21 protein-coding genes, 1 pseudogene and 1 riboswitch are annotated in these 21850 nt (G+C 73.6%); of the genes and pseudogenes, 17 read left to right on the forward strand and 5 right to left on the reverse strand.

Annotated elements, in window-relative coordinates:
* From IE217_RS10185 to IE217_RS10205, 5 genes and pseudogenes are all read left to right on the forward strand, one after another.
* A pseudogene (locus IE217_RS10185) lies at positions 1-136 on the forward strand (flavodoxin-dependent (E)-4-hydroxy-3-methylbut-2-enyl-diphosphate synthase); the annotation flags it as partial.
* Between the two features lie 30 nt (positions 137-166).
* Entirely contained in the window at positions 167-2131 is a 1965-nt protein-coding gene (dxs, locus tag IE217_RS10190) for a 1-deoxy-D-xylulose-5-phosphate synthase (RefSeq protein WP_190177460.1), read from the forward strand.
* Entirely contained in the window at positions 2128-3510 is a 1383-nt protein-coding gene (locus IE217_RS10195) for an aspartate aminotransferase family protein (RefSeq protein WP_190177461.1), read from the forward strand. Before dxs ends, IE217_RS10195 begins: the two co-directional genes overlap by 4 nt.
* A gap of 108 nt (positions 3511-3618) precedes the next feature.
* A complete protein-coding gene (locus tag IE217_RS10200; RefSeq protein ID WP_190177462.1) occupies positions 3619-4242 on the forward strand; it encodes a helix-turn-helix domain-containing protein in 624 nt (207 codons plus the stop codon).
* The gene (locus IE217_RS10205; protein ID WP_190177463.1) at positions 4239-4358 is read left to right on the forward strand and encodes a DUF6126 family protein; all 120 of its coding nucleotides are present in this window, start codon (positions 4239-4241) and stop codon (positions 4356-4358) included. The genes IE217_RS10200 and IE217_RS10205 overlap by 4 nt, the downstream gene beginning before the upstream one ends.
* Positions 4359-4385: 27 nt before the next feature.
* On the opposite strand, the gene IE217_RS10210 is transcribed toward IE217_RS10205, so the two are convergent.
* Positions 4386-5183: a tyrosine-protein phosphatase gene (locus IE217_RS10210; protein WP_190177464.1), complete on the reverse strand. Its 798-nt coding sequence runs from the start codon at positions 5181-5183 to the stop codon at positions 4386-4388.
* A 432-nt stretch (positions 5184-5615) separates the two neighbouring features.
* A riboswitch (cyclic di-AMP (ydaO/yuaA leader) is annotated at positions 5616-5769 on the forward strand.
* Positions 5770-5773: 4 nt separating this feature from the next.
* Between IE217_RS10210 and IE217_RS10215 the strand changes: the two genes are divergently transcribed.
* Both IE217_RS10215 and IE217_RS10220 read left to right on the forward strand, forming a co-directional pair.
* Positions 5774-6676, forward strand: coding sequence for a M23 family metallopeptidase (locus IE217_RS10215; protein ID WP_190177465.1), 903 nt, complete (start codon positions 5774-5776; stop codon positions 6674-6676).
* A 162-nt stretch (positions 6677-6838) separates the two neighbouring features.
* Positions 6839-7624 carry an SGNH/GDSL hydrolase family protein gene (locus tag IE217_RS10220; RefSeq protein ID WP_190177840.1) on the forward strand — a complete coding sequence of 262 codons (786 nt, stop codon included), beginning with the start codon at positions 6839-6841 and terminating at the stop codon, positions 7622-7624.
* 580 nt (positions 7625-8204) lie between these two features.
* Here IE217_RS10220 and IE217_RS10225 read toward each other — a convergent pair.
* The 3 genes from IE217_RS10225 to IE217_RS10235 all read right to left on the reverse strand — a co-directional run bounded on the left by IE217_RS10225 (position 8205) and on the right by IE217_RS10235 (position 10792).
* A complete protein-coding gene (locus tag IE217_RS10225) occupies positions 8205-8828 on the reverse strand; it encodes a TetR/AcrR family transcriptional regulator (protein ID WP_190177466.1) in 624 nt (207 codons plus the stop codon).
* Positions 8829-8905: 77 nt separating this feature from the next.
* A complete protein-coding gene (locus IE217_RS10230; protein WP_190177467.1) occupies positions 8906-10111 on the reverse strand; it encodes a Glu/Leu/Phe/Val dehydrogenase dimerization domain-containing protein in 1206 nt (401 codons plus the stop codon).
* Between the two features lie 96 nt (positions 10112-10207).
* Complete coding sequence (locus IE217_RS10235; protein WP_190177468.1) at positions 10208-10792, reverse strand: carboxymuconolactone decarboxylase family protein; 585 nt, start codon at positions 10790-10792, stop codon at positions 10208-10210.
* Positions 10793-10927: 135 nt separating this feature from the next.
* Between IE217_RS10235 and IE217_RS10240 the strand changes: the two genes are divergently transcribed.
* Entirely contained in the window at positions 10928-12109 is a 1182-nt protein-coding gene (locus IE217_RS10240) for an MBL fold metallo-hydrolase (RefSeq protein WP_190177469.1), read from the forward strand.
* A 24-nt stretch (positions 12110-12133) separates the two neighbouring features.
* Here IE217_RS10240 and IE217_RS10245 read toward each other — a convergent pair whose 3' ends face one another.
* Positions 12134-12355 (reverse strand): hypothetical protein, encoded by a 222-nt coding sequence (locus IE217_RS10245; protein ID WP_189704531.1) that lies wholly within the window; start codon positions 12353-12355, stop codon positions 12134-12136.
* Between the two features lie 471 nt (positions 12356-12826).
* Here IE217_RS10245 and IE217_RS10250 point away from each other — a divergent pair, with 471 nt between their 5' ends.
* The 9 genes from IE217_RS10250 to IE217_RS10290 all read left to right on the forward strand — a co-directional run bounded on the left by IE217_RS10250 (position 12827) and on the right by IE217_RS10290 (position 21807).
* Positions 12827-13702: a universal stress protein gene (locus IE217_RS10250; RefSeq protein ID WP_190177470.1), complete on the forward strand. Its 876-nt coding sequence runs from the start codon at positions 12827-12829 to the stop codon at positions 13700-13702.
* Between the two features lie 445 nt (positions 13703-14147).
* Entirely contained in the window at positions 14148-16163 is a 2016-nt protein-coding gene (locus tag IE217_RS10255) for a sensor histidine kinase (protein ID WP_229865192.1), read from the forward strand.
* Between the two features lie 87 nt (positions 16164-16250).
* On the forward strand, positions 16251-16685 hold the full coding sequence (locus tag IE217_RS10260; RefSeq protein ID WP_190177471.1) for a roadblock/LC7 domain-containing protein: 435 nt from the start codon (positions 16251-16253) through the stop codon (positions 16683-16685).
* A complete protein-coding gene (locus IE217_RS10265; protein ID WP_189704528.1) occupies positions 16682-17059 on the forward strand; it encodes a DUF742 domain-containing protein in 378 nt (125 codons plus the stop codon). The genes IE217_RS10260 and IE217_RS10265 overlap by 4 nt, the downstream gene beginning before the upstream one ends.
* Positions 17037-17666: a GTP-binding protein gene (locus IE217_RS10270; protein ID WP_190177472.1), complete on the forward strand. Its 630-nt coding sequence runs from the start codon at positions 17037-17039 to the stop codon at positions 17664-17666. The genes IE217_RS10265 and IE217_RS10270 overlap by 23 nt, the downstream gene beginning before the upstream one ends.
* A gap of 88 nt (positions 17667-17754) precedes the next feature.
* Positions 17755-18342: a GAF domain-containing protein gene (locus IE217_RS10275; protein ID WP_190177473.1), complete on the forward strand. Its 588-nt coding sequence runs from the start codon at positions 17755-17757 to the stop codon at positions 18340-18342.
* Positions 18343-18572: 230 nt separating this feature from the next.
* Positions 18573-19601, forward strand: a complete 1029-nt coding sequence (tdh, locus tag IE217_RS10280) for an L-threonine 3-dehydrogenase (protein ID WP_190177474.1) — start codon at positions 18573-18575, stop codon at positions 19599-19601.
* Between the two features lie 44 nt (positions 19602-19645).
* A complete protein-coding gene (locus IE217_RS10285; protein WP_190177475.1) occupies positions 19646-20839 on the forward strand; it encodes a glycine C-acetyltransferase in 1194 nt (397 codons plus the stop codon).
* 65 nt (positions 20840-20904) lie between these two features.
* Complete coding sequence (locus IE217_RS10290; protein ID WP_190177476.1) at positions 20905-21807, forward strand: LysR family transcriptional regulator; 903 nt, start codon at positions 20905-20907, stop codon at positions 21805-21807.
* The last annotated feature ends 43 nt before the right edge of the window (positions 21808-21850 follow it).

Consider the following 21850-nt stretch of genomic DNA (forward strand, 5'->3'; position numbering starts at 1 on the left):
CAAGACCGTCCCGGAGTCGAAGATCGTGGAGACCCTGATCGAGGAGGCCATGAAGCTCGCCGGGGAGATGGAGCAGGACGGTGCCGCGGCCGGCGCCCCCGACGTCACGGGGACACCGACGGTGACAGTGGGTTGATGCAGAGCACGGACCGAGAGGGGGCTCAGCGTGACCATTCTGGAGAGCATCCGTGGACCACGCGACCTGAAGGCGCTGTCCGAGGCGGAACTCGGTGAACTGTCCGACGAGATACGTGACTTCCTGGTGCACGCCGTCGCCAGGACCGGCGGTCACCTCGGGCCCAACCTGGGCGTGGTGGAACTGACCATCGCGCTGCACCGGGTCTTCGAGTCGCCGGTCGACCGGATCCTGTGGGACACCGGTCACCAGAGCTACGTGCACAAGATGCTGACGGGACGTCAGGACTTCTCCAAGCTGCGCGGCAAGGGTGGTCTGTCCGGCTATCCCTCGCGCGAGGAGTCCGAGCACGACGTCATCGAGAACAGCCACGCCTCGACCGCGCTGGGCTGGGCCGACGGGCTCGCCAAGGCGCGCCAGGTGCAGGGGGAGAAGGGCCATGTCGTCGCCGTCATCGGGGACGGGGCGCTCACCGGCGGCATGGCCTGGGAGGCGCTGAACAACATCGCGGCCGCCCGCGACCGGCCACTGATCATCGTCGTGAACGACAACGAGCGCTCCTACGCGCCGACGATCGGCGGCCTCGCCAACCACCTGGCCACCCTGCGCACCACCGACGGCTACGAGAAGTTCCTGGCCTGGGGCAAGGACGTGCTCCAGCGCACCCCGGTGGTCGGCAACACGCTCTACGAGTCGCTGCACGGCGCCAAGAAGGGCTTCAAGGACGCCTTCGCGCCGCAGGGCATGTTCGAGGACCTGGGGCTGAAGTACCTCGGCCCGATCGACGGGCACGACATGCGCGCCGTCGAGTCCGCGCTGCGCCGCGCGAAACGCTTCCACGGGCCCGTCCTCGTGCACTGCCTCACCGAGAAGGGCCGCGGCTACGAGCCCGCCCTCGCCCACGAGGAGGACCACTTCCACACCGTGGGCGTGATGGACCCGCTCACCTGCGCCCCGCTGACTCCCTCCAGCGGCCCGTCGTGGACCTCGGTGTTCGGCGACGAGATCGTGCGGATCGGCGAGGAGCGCGAGGACGTCGTGGCGATCACGGCCGCCATGCTGCACCCGGTGGGGCTCGGCAAGTTCGCCGAACGCTTCCCGGACCGGGTGTGGGACGTGGGCATCGCCGAGCAGCACGCCGCCGTGTCCGCGGCGGGCCTGGCCACCGGCGGACTCCACCCGGTCGTCGCCGTCTACGCCACCTTCCTCAACCGCGCCTTCGACCAGCTGCTCATGGACGTGGCGCTGCACCGCTGCGGGGTCACCTTCGTACTGGACCGGGCCGGCGTCACGGGCGTCGACGGGCCCTCCCACAACGGCATGTGGGACATGTCCGTGCTCCAGGTGGTGCCGGGCCTGAGGATCGCCGCCCCGCGCGACGCCGAACAGCTGCGGGCGCAGCTGCGCGAGGCCGTCGCCGTCGACGACGCGCCGACCCTGGTCCGCTTCCCCAAGGAGTCGGTCGGTCCCGAGATCCCGGCGGTCGGCCGGGTGGGCGGCATGGACGTGCTGCACCGGGCGGAGCGGCCCGAGGTGCTGCTGGTCGCCGTCGGCGTGATGGCGCCGGTGTGCCTCCAGGCCGCCGAGCTGCTCCAGGCGCGCGGCATCGGCTGCACGGTCGTGGACCCGCGCTGGGTCAAGCCCGTCGACCCGGCGCTGCCCGAACTGGCCGCCGCGCACCGGCTGGTCGCCGTCGTGGAGGACAACAGCCGCGCGGCCGGGGTCGGTTCGGCCGTCGCACTGGCGCTCGGCGACGCCGAAGTGGACGTACCGGTGCGGCGGTTCGGCATCCCGGAACAGTTCCTCGCGCACGCCAAGCGCAATGAGGTGCTCGCCGACATCGGGCTCACCCCGGTCGAGGTGGCGGGCCGCATCGGCGCGAGCCTCGCCGTCCGGGAGCAGGCGGCGGGCGCGGTACGGGCAGCGGCGGACGCGGCGCGCGGAAGCGCCGGGGCGGCGGGAGCCGTCATGGCAGTCAAGGAGAAGACCGAATGACCACCCAGTTCGACCTCGGCGCTCTCCTGGCCGAGCGCGGAGCCGAGCGCTACCAGCTGCACGCCAGGCACCTCAACCACCAGCTGCCGCGCATGCTGCACACCATCGGCTTCGACAAGGTCTACGAGCGCGCCGAGGGCGCGTACTTCTGGGACGCGGAGGGCAACGACTACCTGGACATGCTCGCCGGATTCGGGGTGATGGGCCTCGGCCGCCACCACCCCGTCGTCCGCAAGGCGCTGCACGACGTCCTGGACGCCTCGCTCGCCGACCTGACCCGCTTCGACTGCCCGCCGCTGCCCGGCCTGCTCGCGGAGCGGCTGCTCACCCACAGCCCGCACCTGGACCGGGTGTTCTTCGGCAACAGCGGCACCGAGGCCGTCGAGACCGCCCTGAAGTTCGCCCGCCGCGCCACCGGGAAGCCGCGGATCCTGTACTGCGAGCACTCCTTCCACGGGCTGACCACCGGCTCGCTGTCGGTGAACGGCGAGGAGGGATTCCGGGACGGTTTCGCCCCGCTGCTGCCCGACACCGCGATCCCGCTCGGCGACCTCGACGCACTCGCCCGCGAGCTGAGGAAGGGCGACGTGGCCGCCCTGATCGTCGAGCCGATCCAGGGCAAGGGCGTGCACGAGGCCCCGCCCGGCTTTCTGCGCGCCGCCCAGGAGCTGCTGCACAAGCACAAGGCCCTGCTCATCGCCGACGAGGTGCAGACCGGCCTCGGCCGCACCGGCGACTTCTACGCCTACCAGCACGAGGACGGCGTCGAGCCGGACCTGGTCTGCGTCGCCAAGGCGCTCTCGGGCGGCTATGTGCCGGTGGGCGCGACCCTCGGCAAGGACTGGATCTTCAAGAAGGTCTACTCCTCGATCGACCGTGTGCTGGTCCACTCGGCGAGCTTCGGCTCCAACGCCCAGGCCATGGCGGCGGGCCTCGCCGTGCTGTCGGTCATGGAGAACGAGCAGATCGTCGCGAACGCGCGGGCCACCGGCGAGCTGCTGAAGTCCCGGCTGGCGGCCCTCGTGGACACGTACGAACTGCTCGCCGACGTGCGCGGCCGGGGCCTGATGATCGGCATCGAGTTCGGCCGGCCCAGGTCGCTGAAGCTGCGCGGCCGCTGGACCATGCTCCAGGCCGCGCGCAAGGGCCTGTTCGCGCAGATGGTGGTCGTGCCGCTGCTCCAGCGGCACCGGATCCTCACCCAGGTCTCCGGCGACCACCTGGAGGTGATCAAGCTGATCCCGCCGCTGGTGATCGGGGAGGCGGAGGTCGACCGGTTCGTGGAGGCCTTCACCGCCGTGATGGACGACGCGCACGGCGGCGGGCTGATGTGGGACTTCGGCAAGACACTGGTGAAGCAGGCCGTGGCGAACCGGTGAGAGGCCGGGCCGTGGGAGCGTAGGGCCGGGCCAAGGGTTCTGCGGTCGGTGCTTTGCCTCTCAGGCAAGAAATTTGCCCCGGAGGCAAGCCTGCGGTTCAATGGAGCCATGAGCTCTCCCGAGTCCGAGCCCTCGGCGGGCCCGGCCGAGGCCCTGCCCGCCGTCGCGCCGCAGCTGCGCGCCCTGCGCCGCCGCGCCTCCCTCACCCTGGAGGCCGCGGCCCGCTCCGCAGGGCTGTCGCCCGCCCACCTCTCCCGTCTGGAGACGGGGCAGCGCCAGCCGTCGCTGCCGATGCTGCTCTCGCTCGCCCGTGTCTACGGTACGACGGTCTCCGAACTCCTCGGCGAGTCGGTGGCCGGCCGGGACGCGGTCGTGCGCTCCTCCGGCATGGAACCCACCTACGCCGGGGGCTGGACGTACTGGCAGGCGGGCGCGTCCGGACGCGGCATGCAGGCCCTGCGGGTCCGCGTCCCGTACGGCTCCCAGGGCGACATCGTACGGGTGCACCCCGGCGAGGAGTGGCTGTACGTCCTCAAGGGGCGGCTGCGGCTGCGCCTCGGGGACACCGTGCACCTGCTCGCCCCGGGGGACAGCGCGCACTTCGACTCGCTGACCCCGCACCGCATCGCCGCCGAGGATCCGGACGGGCTCGAGCTGCTCTTCGTCCACACCCTGCTGCAGAGCCCGACGGCCACGCTGTGCCTGGGCCCCCACATCGGAGAAACACCATGACCGACATGGAAGAGAAGTTTCCGCGCGCCCTGTGGATCCGGCTCATCATCTACATCGCCGTCGGGCACCTCTTCGCCGGGTTCATATGGCTGCTGTTCTCGGTGGGCGCGAAGTAGGAGGCCCCGGCTCCGGGCCGGTGCGGTTCAGTCCAGCAGCCGGTCGCGCAGCCGCTCCCGGGTCTCGGGCGCGAGCCGCAGCCCCCGCTCCAGGTAGGCGTCGACGCCGCCCCAGGTGTCCTCGATGGTCTCCAGGGCCGCCGCCAGATACTCGGCGCGCGCGTCGAACAGGGGACTGAGCAGCTCCATGACCTCGGGGGAGTAGGCCGAGGCGGAACTGCCGCTGCGCCGCACCTTGTAGCGGCGGTGCCGGGCGTTGGACTCCAGGTAGTCGGCGGTGATCGCCTCGCGCTCCACGCCGACCGCGAGCAGCGTGACCGCGATCGACAGGCCGGCGCGGTCCTTGCCCGCGGCGCAGTGCATCAGGGCCGGGACGCTGTCCTCGGCGATCGCGTGGAGCACCCGCGAGTGCTCGGCGGTGCGCTCCTTGATGATCATGCGGTAGGAGGCGATCATCCGGTCCGCGCCCTTGCCGTCGGCGAGGATCGCGCGCAGCTGGTCCAGGTCGCCGTCGCGGACCATCTTCCAGAACTCGGCGCCGTCCGCCGGGTCGCTCAAAGGCAGGTTCACGTTCCGCACGCCCGGCAGTTCGACGTCCGGGCCCTCCAGCTTGCGGTCGGCCGCGTTGCGGAAGTCGAAGATCGTGTGCAGGCCGAGAGAGGCGAGGAAGGCGGAGTCCTCGGCGGTCGCGTGCGCGAGGTGGCCGCTGCGGAAGAGCACGCCGTGCCGCACCCGCCGTCCGTCCACGGTCGGCAGCCCGCCCACATCACGGAAGTTGCGCACTCCGGCCAGCTCCGGCTCGGTCGACGGGACCTGCTGCGTCACGGGAACTCCTCCCTGTCTGCCCCGCCTTCGCGGCTCGTCGGCGGGGGTCGCTCCGACGATACGGCATGGGTTGCTGAGGCAACGAGTTGTATGGGTCTTCTGCCCGTATTGCAGCTTTACCGGTAACTCGCCAGCAAATGCGGAGCAATGAAAGGTAATGAAGCGTATTCAAGCATTCCGGTGAGCGGAGCGTGAGCAGTGTCATACCGGTGACCGTCCGTCGCCCGTCATGCCCACGTAATCACGGCCGTTGTCCAGGGAATTGACGGGTGGAAGCCCGGCCCAATTCACCGACGGTAACCGTGAATTCCGGGAACGGATCAAGGAAGGGCGGCCCCCGCCGGAACCGTCTGCTTGTCCGCGCGCGTCCTCGTCGCCTACGTTCCCAACCGATCCGGGCGGACGCCTAATCCTGCCGCCGCCCGGTGCCCGCACACTCACCCGCTCACGGCAGGAGCGGGGGACCCACAGGCAACACCGCCTGTTCCGGCCCCCGGAACAGGCCAGGGGTGAAGCCGCGGCGAACGCGGCCGGGCAGCTCCAGCCCGAACCCGACAGCTCACCTCGCAGGCGCCGGAGAGGAATCCGCCATGCCCGCGAAGGGTAAGCACCGCCGTCCCAAGGCCCAGCGCCTGACCCGCACGATCGCCGCCGCCGGAACCGGCGGCGCCGCCCTCGCCCTGCCGCTCGTGTCGGCCGCCGGCGCCCACGCCGCCCCGGCGAAGCCGGCCCCGCAGAGCGCCGTCCGGGCCACGCCGGCGTCCGGGAAGGGCGCGGCCGCCGGCGAGGGCGTACGCACCTACACCGTCCGCCCCGGCGACTGCCTCTCGAAGATCGCCGGCGCGCAGCACGTCCGCGGCGGCTGGCACCGGCTGTACGCCGACAACCGGCAGGCGGTCGGCGACGACCCCTCGCTGATCCACCCGGGCCTCAAGCTGCGGCTCGACGGCGCGGCCGCCGCGACCGGCGCCACGACGGCCCCCAAGTCCTCCGCCGCGCCCGGGCACACGGACGCCGCACGCCCCGCCGCCGCGGGTTCCGCCGCGAAGCCGGCCGAGGCACCCCGCTCCGCCGCGAGCACCTCCACCGGCTTCACCCTCCCGGTCAGCGGCGCCGCCATCGGCACCGGCTACCACGTGGCCGGCTCCATGTGGTCCAGCGGCTACCACACGGGTGTCGACTTCGTCGTGCCCACCGGCACCCCGGTCAAGGCCGTCGGCGCCGGCACCGTCGTCTCCGCGGGCTGGGGCGGCGCCTACGGCAACCAGGTCGTCATCCGGCTCGCCGACGGCCACTACGCCCAGTACGGCCACCTCTCCGCCCTCTCCGTCTCGGCCGGGCAGAGCGTGACGGAGGGTCAGCGAGTCGGCCTCTCCGGCGCGACCGGCAACGTGACCGGACCGCACCTGCACTTCGAGATCCGCACCTCGCCCGACTACGGCTCGGACGTGGACCCGGTCGCCTACCTCCGCTCGCACGGCGTCGCCGTCTGAGCCCCCGCCCCACCTGGCGTACCGGCGTATTCCCAGGTCGGGGCGGGAATTGAAGTGGCTTATCTCACCGCCCGTCAAGCCCTTCCTACGGTCGCGTAAGCCACATTGAAAGGTGAATCATGGGCCGACGTGGCAGACGATTCGAAGAGTGACAGCAGATCAGTGATCGGGTCGTACGTGGCGGTGGGGGACAGCTTCACCGAGGGCGTGGGCGACCCCGGGCCCGACGGGGCGTTCGTCGGCTGGGCCGACCGGTTCGCCGTCCTGCTCGCCGACCGGCGGCCCGAGGGCGACTTCCGGTACACCAACCTCGCCGTACGCGGAAAGCTCCTCGACCAGATCGTGGCGGACCAGGTCCCGCGGGCCGTCGAACTCGCCCCGGACCTGGTCTCCTTCTGTGCGGGCGGCAACGACATCATCCGGCCGGGCACCGACCCGGACGACGTGGCCGAGCGTTTCGAGAAGGCGGTGGCCCGCCTCGCCGCCGTCGCGGGCACCGTCATGGTGACGACCGGCTTCGACACCCGGGGCGTGCCCGTGCTCAAGCACCTGCGCGGCAAGATCGCCACCTACAACGGGCATGTGCGGGCCATCGCCGACCGCTACGGCTGCCCGGTGCTCGACCTGTGGTCGCTCAGGACGGTGCAGGACCGCCGCGCCTGGGACCACGACCGGCTGCACCTGTCACCCGAGGGCCACACGCGCGTGGCGCTGCGCGCCGGGCAGATCCTCGGGCTGGAGGTCCCGGCCGACCCGGAGCAGCCCTGGCCGCCGCTGCCGCCCCGCGGCACCCTGGAGATCCGCCGCGACGACGTCCACTGGGCGCGGGAGTTCCTGGTCCTCTGGATCGGCCGCAGGCTCCGCGGCGAGTCCTCGGGCGACCACGTGACAGCCAAGGGCACCCTGTCCCCGGACGACATCCGCACACGCATCGGGTCAGTGGCCTGACCCGCCGCTCCGCGGGGCGCGGTGCGCGTTCCCACGCGGGACCGGGGACGCACCCCGCGCGGGATGCCGGCCGCGCTGCCGCGCGGGGACGAAGCACGTTTCCGTGCGGGGGCGCGAACTGTGTTCTCGTGCGAGGCGTGAGGCGCGCCCGCGCCGACCGTGCCGGGGGTGCGGTCCGGGTCCCGGGTGCGCCGGGGGTGCGGTCCGGGTCCCGTGCGGGCCGTGGAGTACGCCCGCGCGGGCCCTACGAGGCGTCCCGTGCGGGCCGTTGAGGGTGCCCGCCCGGCCTTCGGGCGCGTCCCGCGCTGAGCGCTGGAGTGTCCCGCGCGGGACGAAGCGCGTACTCGCGCGGTGCCGCGCTCGTAGTGCGTCGTGCCCCGCAAGGGTGCGGGCGTGAGGACCGTCGGGCGCTCTTGGGCGGCCCCTGGCGAGCGTCCACGCCGGACGGCGGGTGCGTTCCCGCGTGGGGGCGCGAGCCGTGAGGCGCGTCCGCGCTGCCCGCGCGAGATGCGGGGGCGCGAGGTGCGGCTCCGTGGGTGTGGGACGCGTCCCGCGCGGGCCCGGCCCTCGGCCGTGGGGCTCAGTGGGCGTTTGCCGGTGTCAGTTGTGCCGGATGCACGTTCAGTTCGCGGGCCAGGGCCTCGTCGACCCATTGCTGGGCGCGGGCGCGGGAGACCGCGCCCTCGTAGGCGGTCATCTGGACGGCGAGGCCGTCCAGGAGTGCCGTCAGGCGCAGGGCCGTGCCGGCCGGGTCCGCGCAGCGGAACTCGCCCGCGGCCACGCCCTCCGCGAGCACCTCGGTGATGGCGGCCTTCCACTGCCGGTCGAGCCCCCGCGCGACCTCCCGCAGCGCGGGCTCGCGCAGCGCAGCCGCCCAGCCCTCGATCCACAGCCGCCAGCCCTTGGCCGTACCGGTCGGCGCGTACCAGCGCACCGCCGACCGCAGCCGGCGCAGGGCCGTCGTACGGCGACCGAGCAGCTTGCGCAGCCGGGCGAGGTCGCCCTCGGCGGCATGGGTGAACGCGGCCGCGACCAGCTTCTCCTTGGTGGAGAAGTGGTAGAGCACCAGCGCGTTGCTCACCCCGAGCGCCGAGGCCACATCGGCGATCCGCACGGCTGCCACACCCCGCGCCTCGATCTGCTCGATGGCCGCCCGCAGCAACTCCTCCCGCCGCTCCGCCACGCTCAACCGCACTCTCGCCACGCGATCACCCTAATCGCTCCCGGCGCGGGGACAAGGCGGGAGTCGGCCGCGGGCGGCACCCCGCGCGGGCGGGCCGCTCAGGCGACCGGGGCCGGCCGCTCCCCGTCGCGGTACCAGCCGAAGCGTTCCGCGATCACCGGCAGCCGGTCGGCGGCCAGGGCGTGCGCGGCGGCCCGGGGACTCCTGCCGTCGGCCTCCGCGCGGGCCAGCACCTGCTCGACCAGGGCCCGCATCGAGCGCCGTATGTGCGCGAACGCCTCCCGCGCGTCGGGCCCCACGTCCCCGAACAGCGTCCACCACCACCAGGCGTTGGTCGCGGAGTTGACGACGACGTCCGGCAGCACGGTCACCCCGCGCGCGGCCAGCAGTCCCTCCGCCCCGGGCAGTACGGGCATGTTGGCCGCCTCCACGATCCAGCGGGCGGTGATCCGCCGCTGGTTGGCGGTGTCGATCGCGTACGACACGGCGGCCGGCACCAGCACCTCCGCGTCCGCGGACAGCCAGGCATCGCCAGGCAGTTCGCGGTCCCCGGAGCGCAGCACCGCGCGGTCGACGGTGCCGTGGGAGTCGCGGGCCGCGAGCAGCGCGTCCACGTCCAGCCCGGCCGGGTTCACGATCGTGCCCTTGATGTCGGCGACGGCCACGACCACCAGGCCCGCGCGCGCGAGGAACCGGGCCGTCGCCCCGCCCATGGTGCCCAGCCCCTGCACGGCGACCCGGGTGCCCGCGCGGGGCACCCCGGCCCGGTCCAGGACCGTCAGCACCGACTCGGCCACCCCGCACCCACCCGCCAGTTCGTCCAGTCCGATCCCGTCCACCTCGACGGCGAACGCGTCCGCGAGCCGTCGCCGGGCGGCGGCCTCGTCGTCGAGGAGCGGGTAGACGGCCTGGATGGACGACACGAGCCCCGCCTCGGCGGCGGCCCGGTCCACCAGGTCCTGGCTGAGCCCCAGGTCCTCCCCGGTGGTCCAGCAGCTCTCGACGTACGGCCGCATCGCCCGCAGGTAGCGCACCAGCACCCCGTACGCCCCCGGGTCGCGCGGATCGCAGTCGATGCCGCCCTTGGCCCCGCCCAGCGGGACGTAGCGCAGGCGCGGGTCGTAGTGCAGGGCCTCCTTCACGGTCATGCCGCGGGCGAGCCCGGCGACCTCCTGAAGCGTGCAGCCGGGCCGCATGCGCAGACCGCCGCTGGCCACCCCGCGCACCAGCCGGTCCACGACGAGGAAGCCCTGACGCCCGGTGACGTGGTCGGTCCAGGTGAGGGACATCAGGGGGGCGGGCACGCGGGGCTCCTCGAGCGGGGCGGATACTGAACGGACAGTCAGTGAAGCAGGCAGTCAGTGTCCGGACGGGTCCGCCCCGCTGTCAACGCCGGCCGGTCACTCCCGCACGGAAGCCGCGTCCGGCGCCGGCGCGGCGCCCGGCACCTCGCACCGGTCCTTGAACCCCTGACTGGTCAGCCCCAGCGCGGAGTTGATGCGCGAGCGCAGGTTCTCCACCGCCACCATCGCCGTCAGCTCCACCAGCGCCGGCTCGCCGAGCCGGTCCCGCAGCCCGGCGACGAGTCCGTCGTCCACGGCCGGCGGCGTCGCCGTCATGGCCTCGGCGTACGCCATCACGTCCCGCTCCAGCGGCGTGTACGCGTCGCTGTCCCGCCACACGGGCACGTCCTGCACCTTGCGCGGCTCCATGCCCCGCTCCCGGCTCACCCAGTAGCCGAAGTCCATGCACCACGAGCAGCCGATCGCGGCCGCCGTCGCCATCTCGGCGAGCGCCTTCAGGTCGGGGTCGAGCCGGTTCCACTTCGCCACCGACTGCTCGAAGCGCAGGTCGCTCCAGAGCACGCGCGGCTGGTGGGCGAGCGCCCTGGCCGGGTCGAGGACCTTGCCGTAGGTGCGCTTGCTGTACCACTCCACCAGGCGGAGGAAACGGGTACGGGGCGGGGTGAGAGAGACGCGGGCCATGGTGGCCACCTCCTGCTCGTACGTCGGACACACGGATCTCACCGGTACGACGGACGCGACCGCGCCCTTGTGACATCGGACTGTCACAGGGGCCCTCCATAATGGAAAGCCTGACCGACTTCCCCTGGAGGTACCGTGGCCGGCTCCCGTCTCCCGATCCCCGGGCTCCGCGCGCTGCGGCCCGCGGCCTTCGGCGCGGACCCCTCCGGGGAGCGGATGGCGCGCATCCGCCGTTCGCCCCACTTCAAGGACGGTGTCTTCCAGAACCCCGGGGGCGTCGCACGGACCCGGCCCTCCGGCTCGATACGGGACTTCGCCAAGCTCTACTTCGACAAGGAGCAGCGCCCCCGCCGCGCCCCGCGCGACCCCGTGCCGGTGCACGCGACCACGTTCGCGGACCTGGCCAGGCCCCCGGCCACCGGTCTGCGGCTGACCTGGATGGGCCACTCCAGCGTCCTCGCGGAGATCGACGGGCGACGGGTCCTGTTCGACCCCGTGTGGGGCGAGCGCTGCTCGCCCTTCCCCTTCGCCGGCCCACGGCGGCTGCACCCGGTCCCGCTGCCGCTGGCCGCGCTCGGCCCGGTCGACGTCGTCGTCATCTCCCACGACCACTACGACCACCTGGACATGCCCAGCATCAAGGCGCTGGCCGGCACCGACACCGTGTTCGCCGTCCCCCTGGGCGTCGGCGCCCACCTGGAGCACTGGGGCGTGTCCGCCGGCCGCCTGCGCGAACTGGACTGGCACGAGTCGACCGAGGTCGGCGGCCTCACCCTCACCGCGACCCCGGCCCGCCACTTCTGCGGCCGGGGCCTGCGCAACACCCAGCACACACTGTGGGCCTCCTGGGTCGTCGAGGGTGAGCGGCACCGCGTCTACCACAGCGGCGACACGGGCTACTTCGACGGCTTCGAGGACATCGGCGCCGGCCACGGCCCCTTCGACGCGACGATGATCCAGCTCGGCGCCTATTCCGAGTACTGGCCGGACATCCACATGACCCCCGAGGAGGGTGTGCGCGCCCACCTCGACCTCCAGGGCGGTGGACCGGGCGGGGTGCTGCTCCCGATCCACTGGGGGACGTTCAACCTCGCCTTCCACCCCTGGGCCGAGCCGGGGGAGTGGACGCTGGCCTCGGCCGAGGCGGTCGGCCAGGCGGTTGCCCTGCCCGTCCCGGGCCTGCCCTTCGAGCCCGCGGGCGAGCTGCCCGCCCACCCGTGGTGGCGGGACGTCTCCCCGCCCCTCACGCGCGCGTGGCCGGTCCCGGAGCTCGGCCTGAAGACGACGCGCGGCCTCGACCTGGTCGGGGAGGACTGACCGCCGGGCTCACCGCCGCCGGGCTCACCGTCGGTACTCGCGGTGGTCGTCGCCCTTGCCGAGGTAGTGGCGCTCCTCGACCACCTCCCGCTCATTGGGCCGCAGGACCGCGCCCGGCGTCGCCATGAAGGCGATCAGACCGAGCACGCCCGCCCCCATGAGGACGAAGCCGACGACGAACGAGCTGTAGCCGAACACCAGGCAGGCGCCCAGCACGGTCGCACCGATCAGCAACAGGGGAATCATGGCTGCCTTCTCTCACGAGCCCCGCCAGGTGAACCGGGACGCGTGAACGCGTCCCCTCGGCCGACGTCCGGCGCCGGCCGATGTCGGCGCCGCAGGGTCAGCGGCACCGTGTCGGCGGTCACGGGCCTGCCGTCCTTGGGCGCCGCCGCGCGAACCGGCGTGCGACCGAAGTCGTGGTCTTCATGGCAACCTCCTCCGACACCTCCAGCGAACGCCCGTATGCCGCGGTCCGCCAGGGACCGGTCGGCACCCCCGCCAGGGCCGAACGGCTGCGCCCGGCCCCCGCCGGCCGCGTCAAAGCGGGGCCGGCGGAGGGAAGTTGGAGGAACCGGAAGGGCACGGTCGGGGCCCTTGCGGCCCTGTACGGGCGCTACGGGGCGGCGCACGCTGGCGATGACAGCGCGACGGACGTGACGGACAGTGGAAGGGCCGGCACGGCCCCGGCGGCTCGCACACCGAAAGGCGTACGCCATGCAGACACACCCCACGCGGACAGATGTCGTCGCGGGAGTGGACGGCTCCCCCGAGAGCCTCGCGGCCGCGCACTGGGCGGCCCAGGAGGCACTGCGCCGGGGTGCCGGGCTGGCGCTCGTGCACGCCTGGCACTTCCGCCCCCGTCCGGAACCGGACGTGCCGCTGGGCACCACCGAACGGGACTGGGCCGAGGAGATCCTGCGGGAGGCGGTGGACAGCGTCCGCGCCGCCCATCCCGCGCTCACCGTCGACGCGGACCTGGTGTCCGGCTCCGCCGTCTCCGCGCTGCTCGGCGCGGCGCCCGACGCGCGGCTGCTGGTGCTGGGCTCACTCGGTCTGGGGGGCGTGGCCGGCTTCGTGACGGGCTCCGTGTCCCAGCGCGTCGTGTCCCGCTCCCTGCGACCGGTGGTGCTGGTGCGGGCCGGGCAGAGCGCCGCCGCCGAACACCTGCCCGCGGTGGACGGCGTGTCCCCGGACGAGATTCCCGAGATCCCCTTCCGGTCCGTCGTCGTCGGTCTCGACCTCGGCCGTCCCTGCGACGAACTGATCGAGTTCGCGTTCGACGCGGCCCGACGGCGCCTCACCGACCTGCGGGCCGTGCACGTGGCCGACGGCCAGGACGCGGCCGAGGGCGGGGCACAGGCCCTGGCGGAACTCCTGCTGCCCTGGCGCGGCAAGTACCCGCAGGTGCCCGTGTCCGAGGCGGTGCTCTCCGGGCGGCCCGCCGCGGAACTGGTCCGCGCCGCCGAGGGGGCCGGCCTGGCCGTGGTGGGCCGCCGCACCGGGGGCCCGGCCGGTGACCACACCGGCCCCGTCACCCGTGCGGTCCTGCACCACGTCTCCTGCCCGGTCGCCGTGGTCCCGCACGCTTAGCCCGGGTGGCCTGTGCGGTGTGTGCGGCGTGTACGGCGGGTGACGCCGGCGGTGGGCGCAGGGAAGGCCGGCGGACGCCTCGCGGCGGCCACGTGAGGGCACCGGGGCCGCGGTGCGGCGCGGCCCCACCCCACTCCGCGGCTTCCGCTTCCGACCGCTTCCGAGCGGCTGTGACCGGTCCCTTTCGGTTCTACTTGCATCGTCGTCGGCGACACTCGGTCTGCCGTACGAACCCTCATACCAGAGCGGGACGCCGAGCGGGTGAATTTGTCAACTGCCCGCCGCACATGATGCGTTGGTGACTACTGTGAGTGGCCGCCGGGCGACATGGAGCCGCAGTCCCGAACCGCCCCCGTCGGCCGGCACAGCGATGACCCATGCCCGTTCACGCCCCGCGTGAGCACACAGGCCCGACGGACCAGTACGAGGACAGTACGAGGAACAGATGTCTCACCTCCGTGCACCGGCCGCCCGCACCGACCGCCGAGAGGGCGGCCGGCACGGGCGGCCGGTCGCCCGCACCGTCCCCTCGCTGCCCGAGACCCACTTACGGCCTCAGCTCATGCGCCTGGCGGTGCTCCCGCCGACCGCCGTCGCCCTCAGCGCCGGCGCCGCCGTGCTCTTCACCGTGCGCTCCACCGGCGCCCGCACCGGCGTCGTCCTGTGGGCCGTGCTGGCCGGCGCGTCCTGCGTGGCGCTGGCCGGCATCGTGATCGCCGCCGTCGCCGCCGGCCGCGCCGCGCGGTCCGTGCACGAGCGGATCGGCGCGCTGCGCCGCAGCACCGCCCGCCGCGAGGCCGACCTGCGCGCGCTCCTCGACGCCCTGCGCCACGGCGAGCCCCCGGCCCCGCGCAAGCCGCGCGGCGGCCCCGCGCGGGACGCCGACGACTTCGAGCTGCTCGCCGCCGACCTGGCACGCGCCCACGACGGCGCGGTCGCCTCGGTCGTGCAGGCCTCCCAGCTCTCCAGCCACGCCGGCAGCGAACAGAAGCTCGAGGTCTTCGTCAACCTCGCCCGGCGCCTGCAGTCCCTGGTGCACCGCGAGATCTCCATCCTCGACGAGCTGGAGAACGAGATCGAGGACCCCGACCTGCTCAAGGGCCTCTTCCACGTCGACCACCTCGCCACCCGGATCCGCCGCCACGCCGAGAACCTCGCCGTCCTCGGCGGCGCCGTCTCCCGCCGGCAGTGGAGCAACCCCGTCTCGATGACCGAGGTGCTGCGCTCGGCCATCGCCGAGGTCGAGCAGTACTCGCGGGTCAAGCTCGTACCGCCGATCGACGGCCGGCTGCGCGGGCACGCCGTCGCCGACGTCATCCACCTGCTGGCCGAACTCGTGGAGAACGCCACCGTGTTCTCCGCCCCGCACACCCAAGTCCTGCTGCGGGCGGGCCTGGTCACCTCCGGGCTCGCCGTGGAGGTCGAGGACCGGGGCCTCGGCATGCCGGTCGGCGAACAGGCCAGGATGAACGCCCTGCTGGCCGACCCCGACCAGGTCAACGTGGCCAGCCTGCTCGCGGACGGCCGCATCGGCCTGTTCGTCGTCTCCCAACTGGCCAAGCGCCACGGCATCACCGTCCGCCTCCAGACCAACATCTACGGCGGCGTCCAGGCCGTACTCGTCGTGCCCCAGGCCCTGCTGGGCTCGACGCCGGGCGCCCTGAACGGGCAAGCCGCGACCGCTGCTCAGGCCACTCCCGCCGCGGGAGCGGGAGTTCAGGCCGGCGAGCCGGGGGCCGACGGCGGCGTCCCGCGTGCGCCGCACCCCCCACTCCTCCCGCGGCTCCCGGCCGACCGGCAGGACGCCGACGCCCACCTCAGAGCCGCCGCGCCCGGCACGGACGTACGCCCGGGACCGCCCGGGCGGGACACCGACGCACACCTCGCACCGGCCGTGCGGGACACCGACGTACACCTCCCACCGGCCGCACCGGACATCGGCGTACGCCCCGGTCCCGCCGGTCAGGACACGGGCGTACGCCCCGGTCCTGCCGGTCAGGAGGGTGCCGGGGTGTCTCCGGGGGCGCCCCCGGCCGGGGCGCCGCTGCCCCGGCGCGGGGACCGGGAGCGGCGGGCGAATCCCGCCGACGCGGTGCCCGGGATCCGGCCCGAGGACCGTTCCGCGGTGGAGGCGAACAACGGCGCCCCGCCGGCCCCGCGCTCCGCGGCGGTCCGCGGCACCATGGGCAGGCCCCAACTGCCCCGCCGCCGCGCCCAGCAGCACATCGTGCCGCAACTGCGCGGCGGACCGGCGCCGCGCCAGGACGGCGAGCACGCCGCCGGCCACGACCCCGGCCTGATGGCCGCCTTCCAGCGCGGCGTCGGGCTCGCCGAGGGCCGGCCCGCGCCCGACGGGCCCGCCGCCCCGGACGCGCCGCCCGGCCCCCCGGACGAACCCGCGCACGCCCCGGTGCCACCCGGGGCTCCCGGTCCGCACGACTCGGGCGCGCCGGCCGGATGACCGGACCGCCGCCCGCCCCCGCCCCCTGACCGCCCCGCCCCCAGGGCCCCGCAGACCTTCGTACGTACTCCAAGGAGTCGATCCACCATGGCGAGCGATGCGCCGACCGGCCAAGTGTCCGACCTCGACTGGCTGATGAGCGGCCTCGTGCAGCGTGTCCCGCACACCACCAGCGCGGTCCTGCTGTCGTGCGACGGCCTGGTGAAGTCCGTCCACGGCCTCGACCACGACAGCGCCGACCACATGGCAGCCCTGGCCTCCGGCCTGTACTCCCTCGGCCGCAGCGCCGGGATCCGCTTCGGCGACGGCGGCGACGTGCGCCAGGTCGTCGTCGAACTCGACTCGACGCTGCTGTTCGTCACCACCGCCGGTTCCGGCACCTGCCTCGCCGTGCTCGCCGGCCGCGAGGCCGACGCGGCGGTCCTGGGCTACGAGATGGCGATGCTGGTCAAGAGCGTGCGGCCCTACCTCACGACCGCGCCCCGCCAGCACACCGCCGAACCCCCGGCGCTGCGGCCTTGAGCGCGGCGGCGGCCGGCGACGGGCCCTGGCTGGACGACGCGGCCGGACGGCTGGTGCGCCCCTTCACGGTCAGTAACGGCCGCACCCGGCCCAGCGTCGCCCTCGACCTCATGTCACAGGTGATGGCCACCGGAGTGACACCGCTCGGCTACCTCGGCCCCGAGCACGGCCAGGCCCTCGACCTGTGCCTCGCCCCCGTCCCGGTCGCCGAGGTCGCCGCCCAGCTGAGACTGCCGGCCGCGGTGACCAAGGTGCTGCTCTCCGACCTCGTCGACTGCGGCGCACTGACCACCAAGCCCCCCGCGTACCACCACCAACCCACCGACCGGGCCCTTCTGGAGGCAGTGCTCGATGGACTACGACGACAGCTCTGACCGGGACGGCGGCCCGGGACCGGACCCCTTCCCCACCGCCCTGAAGATCCTGGTCGCGGGAGGGTTCGGCGTGGGCAAGACCACCTTCGTCGGCGCGGTGAGCGAGATCGCGCCGCTCAGCACGGAGGAACTGCTCACCACGGTCAGCGAGGCCACGGACAAACTCGACGGCATCGAGAACAAGGCCGAGACGACCGTGGCGATGGACTTCGGCCGCATCACCCTCGACCCCCGGCACGTGCTCTACCTGTTCGGCACGCCCGGCCAGGAGCGGTTCTGGTTCATGTGGGACGAACTGTCCGAGGGCGCCCTCGGGGCCGTGATCCTCGCCGACACCCGCCGCCTGGAGGAGTGCTTCGCGGCCGTCGACTTCTTCGAGCAGCGCGGCCTCACCTTCGTCATCGCCGTCAACGAGTTCGACGGCGCCTACCGCTACGAGCCCGACGAGGTGCGCGCCGCCCTGGACCTCGACGCGGCCGTCCCCGTGGTCAACTGCGACGCCCGCATCTCCAGTTCGGGCGTCCAGACCCTGCTGACCCTCGTACGCCATCTGCTCGCCCAGGCGCCCGCCGCCGCCTCCGCGCCCGGCCACGGCGCACCCTGGTGACCGCGGCCCCCACCGCCACCCTGTCCCCGACCCCGCACTCCCCACGGAGCCCCGCCATGACACACGCGCACAGCGCCGGAGCCCGGCCATGAGCTACGACCCGCCGCGCCCGGCCGGTCGCCTGCTGCTCACCCCCGAGGACAACGACGCCCCCGCCCGCACTCTGCGGCTGCGCAGACTGGGCCTGGGGGAGCGCCCCGACCCCGACCTGGACGCCTTCGCCGACCACCTCGCGCACCTGACCTCGGCGCCGTACGCGATGGTCAACTTCCTCGACGAGCAGGGGCAGTTCTTCGCCGGTCTGCACCGGCCCCGGCGCGATGTGCTGAGCGTCGACACCGCCGGGCCTGCCGACGGCGACGACCCGGACGGGACGCGGCGCGAGGTCGGCCGCCGTCTCGCGCGCGACCACGGCTTCTGTCCCCACGTGGTGGTCAGGCGCAAGGCGCTGGTCCTGGAGGACGTCTGCGACTATCCGCGGTTCGCGGGCAATCCGGTGGTCGACGAGTTCGGCATCCGCTCCTACCTCGGCGCGCCGCTCATCGACAGTACGCAGACGGTGCTGGGCACGGTGTGCGTGGTCGACGTCGAGCCGCGGCCGTGGGGCCGGGAGGGGCTGACCACCATCAAGGCGGCCGCCGCCGAGCTCGTACCCCGCCTGGAGCGGCGGGGGTGAGCCGCCGGAGCCCGGCGCGAGGGCGTGAAGGGAAGGCGTAGGGGGAGGCAAACGCCATGGCCGGAGGGACACGCGAGGGCGTGAAGGAAAGCTGTGGCCGCGCTTAAGAAATCCTCGATGGACCAGCGGGCCGCCGTACGGCAGATTTCTGTGCGATTCCACTCCTCTCCCCGGACGCGGGCCCCTTCGGCGTGCCCGGAACCGGGGCCGAAAGCACAGGAGCCGTAGCGTTGAAGGCGCTGGTCAAGGAGAAGGCGGAGCCGGGGCTGTGGCTCGCGGACGTGCCCGAGCCCGCCGTCGGACCCGGTGACGTACTGATCAAGGTCCTGCGGACCGGCATCTGCGGCACCGACCTGCACATCCGGGCCTGGGACGGCTGGGCGCGGCAGGCCATCCGCACCCCGCTCGTGGTGGGCCACGAGTTCGTCGGCGAGGTCGTCGCCACCGGCCGCGACGTCACCGAGATCAAGCAGGGCGACCGGGTCAGCGGCGAGGGCCACCTGGTCTGCGGCAAGTGCCGCAACTGCCTGGCCGGGCGGCGGCACCTGTGCCGGGCCACGGTCGGTCTCGGTGTGGGCCGCGACGGCGCCTTCGCCGAGTACGTGGCGCTGCCCGCCTCGAACGTCTGGGTGCACCGCGTCCCCGTCGACCTCGACGTCGCCGCGATCTTCGACCCGTTCGGCAACGCCGTGCACACCGCGCTGTCCTTCCCGCTCGTCGGCGAGGACGTGCTGATCACCGGCGCCGGGCCGATCGGCCTGATGGCGGCGGCCGTCGCCCGGCACGCCGGCGCGCGCAACGTCGTCGTCACCGACGTCAGCGAGGAGCGCCTGGAACTGGCCCGCAAGATCGGCGTGAGCCTCGCGCTCAACGTCTCCGGCACCGGCATCGCCGAAGGCCAGCGGGCGCTCGGACTGCGCGAGGGCTTCGACATCGGCCTGGAGATGTCCGGCCGCCCCGAGGCCATGCGCGACATGATCGCCAACATGACGCACGGTGGCCGCATCGCCATGCTCGGGCTGCCCTCCGAGGAGTTCCCGGTCGACTGGGCCCGGATCGTCACCTCGATGATCACCATCAAGGGCATCTACGGCCGGGAGATGTTCGAGACGTGGTACGCCATGTCGGTGCTCCTGGAGGGCGGCCTCGACCTCTCCCCGGTGATCACCGGCCGGTACGGCTACGCGGACTTCGAGGCGGCCTTCGCCGACGCCGCGAGCGGCAGGGGCGGCAAGGTCATCCTCGACTGGACCGCCTGACGACCCCGCCCTCCTCCTGAGCCAGCACCTTCAAGGAGCCCCTCATGTTCGACTCCGTGCGCGACGACCTGCGCGCCACCCTCGACGAGATCCGCGCCGCCGGCCTGCACAAGCCCGAGCGGGTCATCGGCACCCCGCAGTCCGCGACCGTGAAGGTCACCGCGGGCGGCCGCCCCGGCGAGGTCCTCAACTTCTGCGCCAACAACTACCTCGGCCTCGCCGACCACCCCGAGGTGATCGCCGCCGCCCACGAGGCCCTGGACCGCTGGGGCTACGGCATGGCCTCCGTGCGCTTCATCTGCGGCACCCAGGAGGTGCACAAGGAGCTGGAGGCCCGCCTGGCGGCCTTCCTCGGCCAGGAGGACACGATCCTGTACTCCTCCTGCTTCGACGCCAACGGCGGTGTCTTCGAGACCCTGCTCGGCCCCGAGGACGCCGTCATCTCCGACGCCCTCAACCACGCCTCCATCATCGACGGCATCCGCCTGTCCAAGGCCCGCCGCCTGCGCTACGCCAACCGCGACATGGCCGACCTGGAGGCACAGCTCAAGGCCGCCGGCGACGCCCGCCGCAAGCTGGTCGTCACCGACGGCGTCTTCTCCATGGACGGCTACGTCGCCCCGCTCGACGAGATCTGCGACCTCGCCGACCGGTACGGCGCCATGGTCATGGTCGACGACTCGCACGCCGTCGGCTTCGTCGGCCCCGGCGGCCGTGGCACCCCCGAGCTGCACGGCGTCATGGACCGCGTCGACATCATCACCGGCACCCTCGGCAAGGCGCTCGGCGGCGCCTCCGGCGGCTACGTCGCGGCCCGCGCCGAGATCGTCGCGCTGCTGCGCCAGCGCTCCCGGCCGTACCTGTTCTCCAACACCCTCGCGCCCGTGATCGCCGCGGCCTCCCTGAAGGTGCTCGACCTGCTGGAGTCGGCCGACGACCTGCGGGTCCGGCTCGCCGAGAACACGGCGCTGTTCCGCTCCCGGATGACCGCGGAGGGCTTCGACGTCCTGCCCGGCGATCACGCGATCGCCCCGGTGATGATCGGCGACGCGGCGAAGGCCGGCCGGATGGCCGAACTGCTGCTGGAGCGCGGCGTGTACGTGATCGGCTTCTCCTACCCGGTCGTCCCGCAGGGCCAGGCCCGCATCCGCGTCCAGCTGTCCGCCGCCCACTCCACCGACGACGTGAACCGGGCCGTGGACGCCTTCGTCGCGGCCCGCGCCGAACTGGGGGACTGAGCGGGCCGCGTGGTCAGTGCGGTCCGCGTGTTCCGCGGGCCGCGGGGCTTGCGATAATCGTTCGCATGATCGAGGCGCGGCGGCTGCACATCCTCCGGGCGGTGGCCGACCACCGTACGGTGACGGCGGCTGCCGCCGCGCTCTACCTCACGCCCTCGGCCGTCTCGCAGCAGCTCGCCGCACTGGAGCAGGAGACCGGCCACCGGCTGGTCGAGCGCGGCGCCAAGGGCGTACGGCTGACCCCGGCCGGCGAGATCCTGCTGAGCCACACCCACGTCGTGCTCGCCCAGCTGGAGCGGGCCGAGGCCGAGCTCGCCGCGTACGGCTCCGGCGAGGCCGGCACGGTGACGGTGGCCGCCTTCGCCACCGGCATCGCCGAGGTCGTCGCGCCCGCGGTCGCCCGCCTCGCCGCGTACGCGCCCGGCATCCGCATCCGCGTGCAGGACGCCGAGGGCGACGCCAGCCTGCCGATGGTGCTGGACCGGCAGGTCGACGTGGCCGTCGCCGTCGAGTACCGCGGGGCGCCCCCGGCCGACGACCCGCGCCTGACCCACGTACCGCTCTACGCCGAGCCCTTCGACGCGGTGGTGCCGGTCGCCCACCGCCTGGCCGGCGCTCCCGAGGTCCCGCTCGCCGAACTCGCCAAGGATCCCTGGATCGGCCCCTACCCCGGCAACCCCTGCCACGAGGTGGTCGTCCTGGCTTGCGAGGGCGCCGGGTTCCAGCCCCGTCTGGAGCACTCCTCCGACGACTTCCGCGCCGTCGTGGCCCTGGCCTCCGCCGACGTCGGCGTGGCGCTCGTACCGCGCTCCGCGCTGCGCGGCATGGACCTCACCGGCGTGGTCGTGCGCCCCGTCGACGGGGAGGCCCCCACGCGCCGGGTCTTCGCCGCCGTGCGCCGGGGCGCCGAGGATCACCCGCTGATCCGCCCGGTCCTGGAGGCGCTGGGCGAGGCGGCGCGATCGTAGGCGTGGGCCGTGGGCTGTGAGACATGGGTCGATGGGCCACGGG

The organism is Streptomyces naganishii JCM 4654 (assembly GCF_014650575.1).
GTDB lineage: Bacteria > Actinomycetota > Actinomycetes > Streptomycetales > Streptomycetaceae > Streptomyces > Streptomyces naganishii.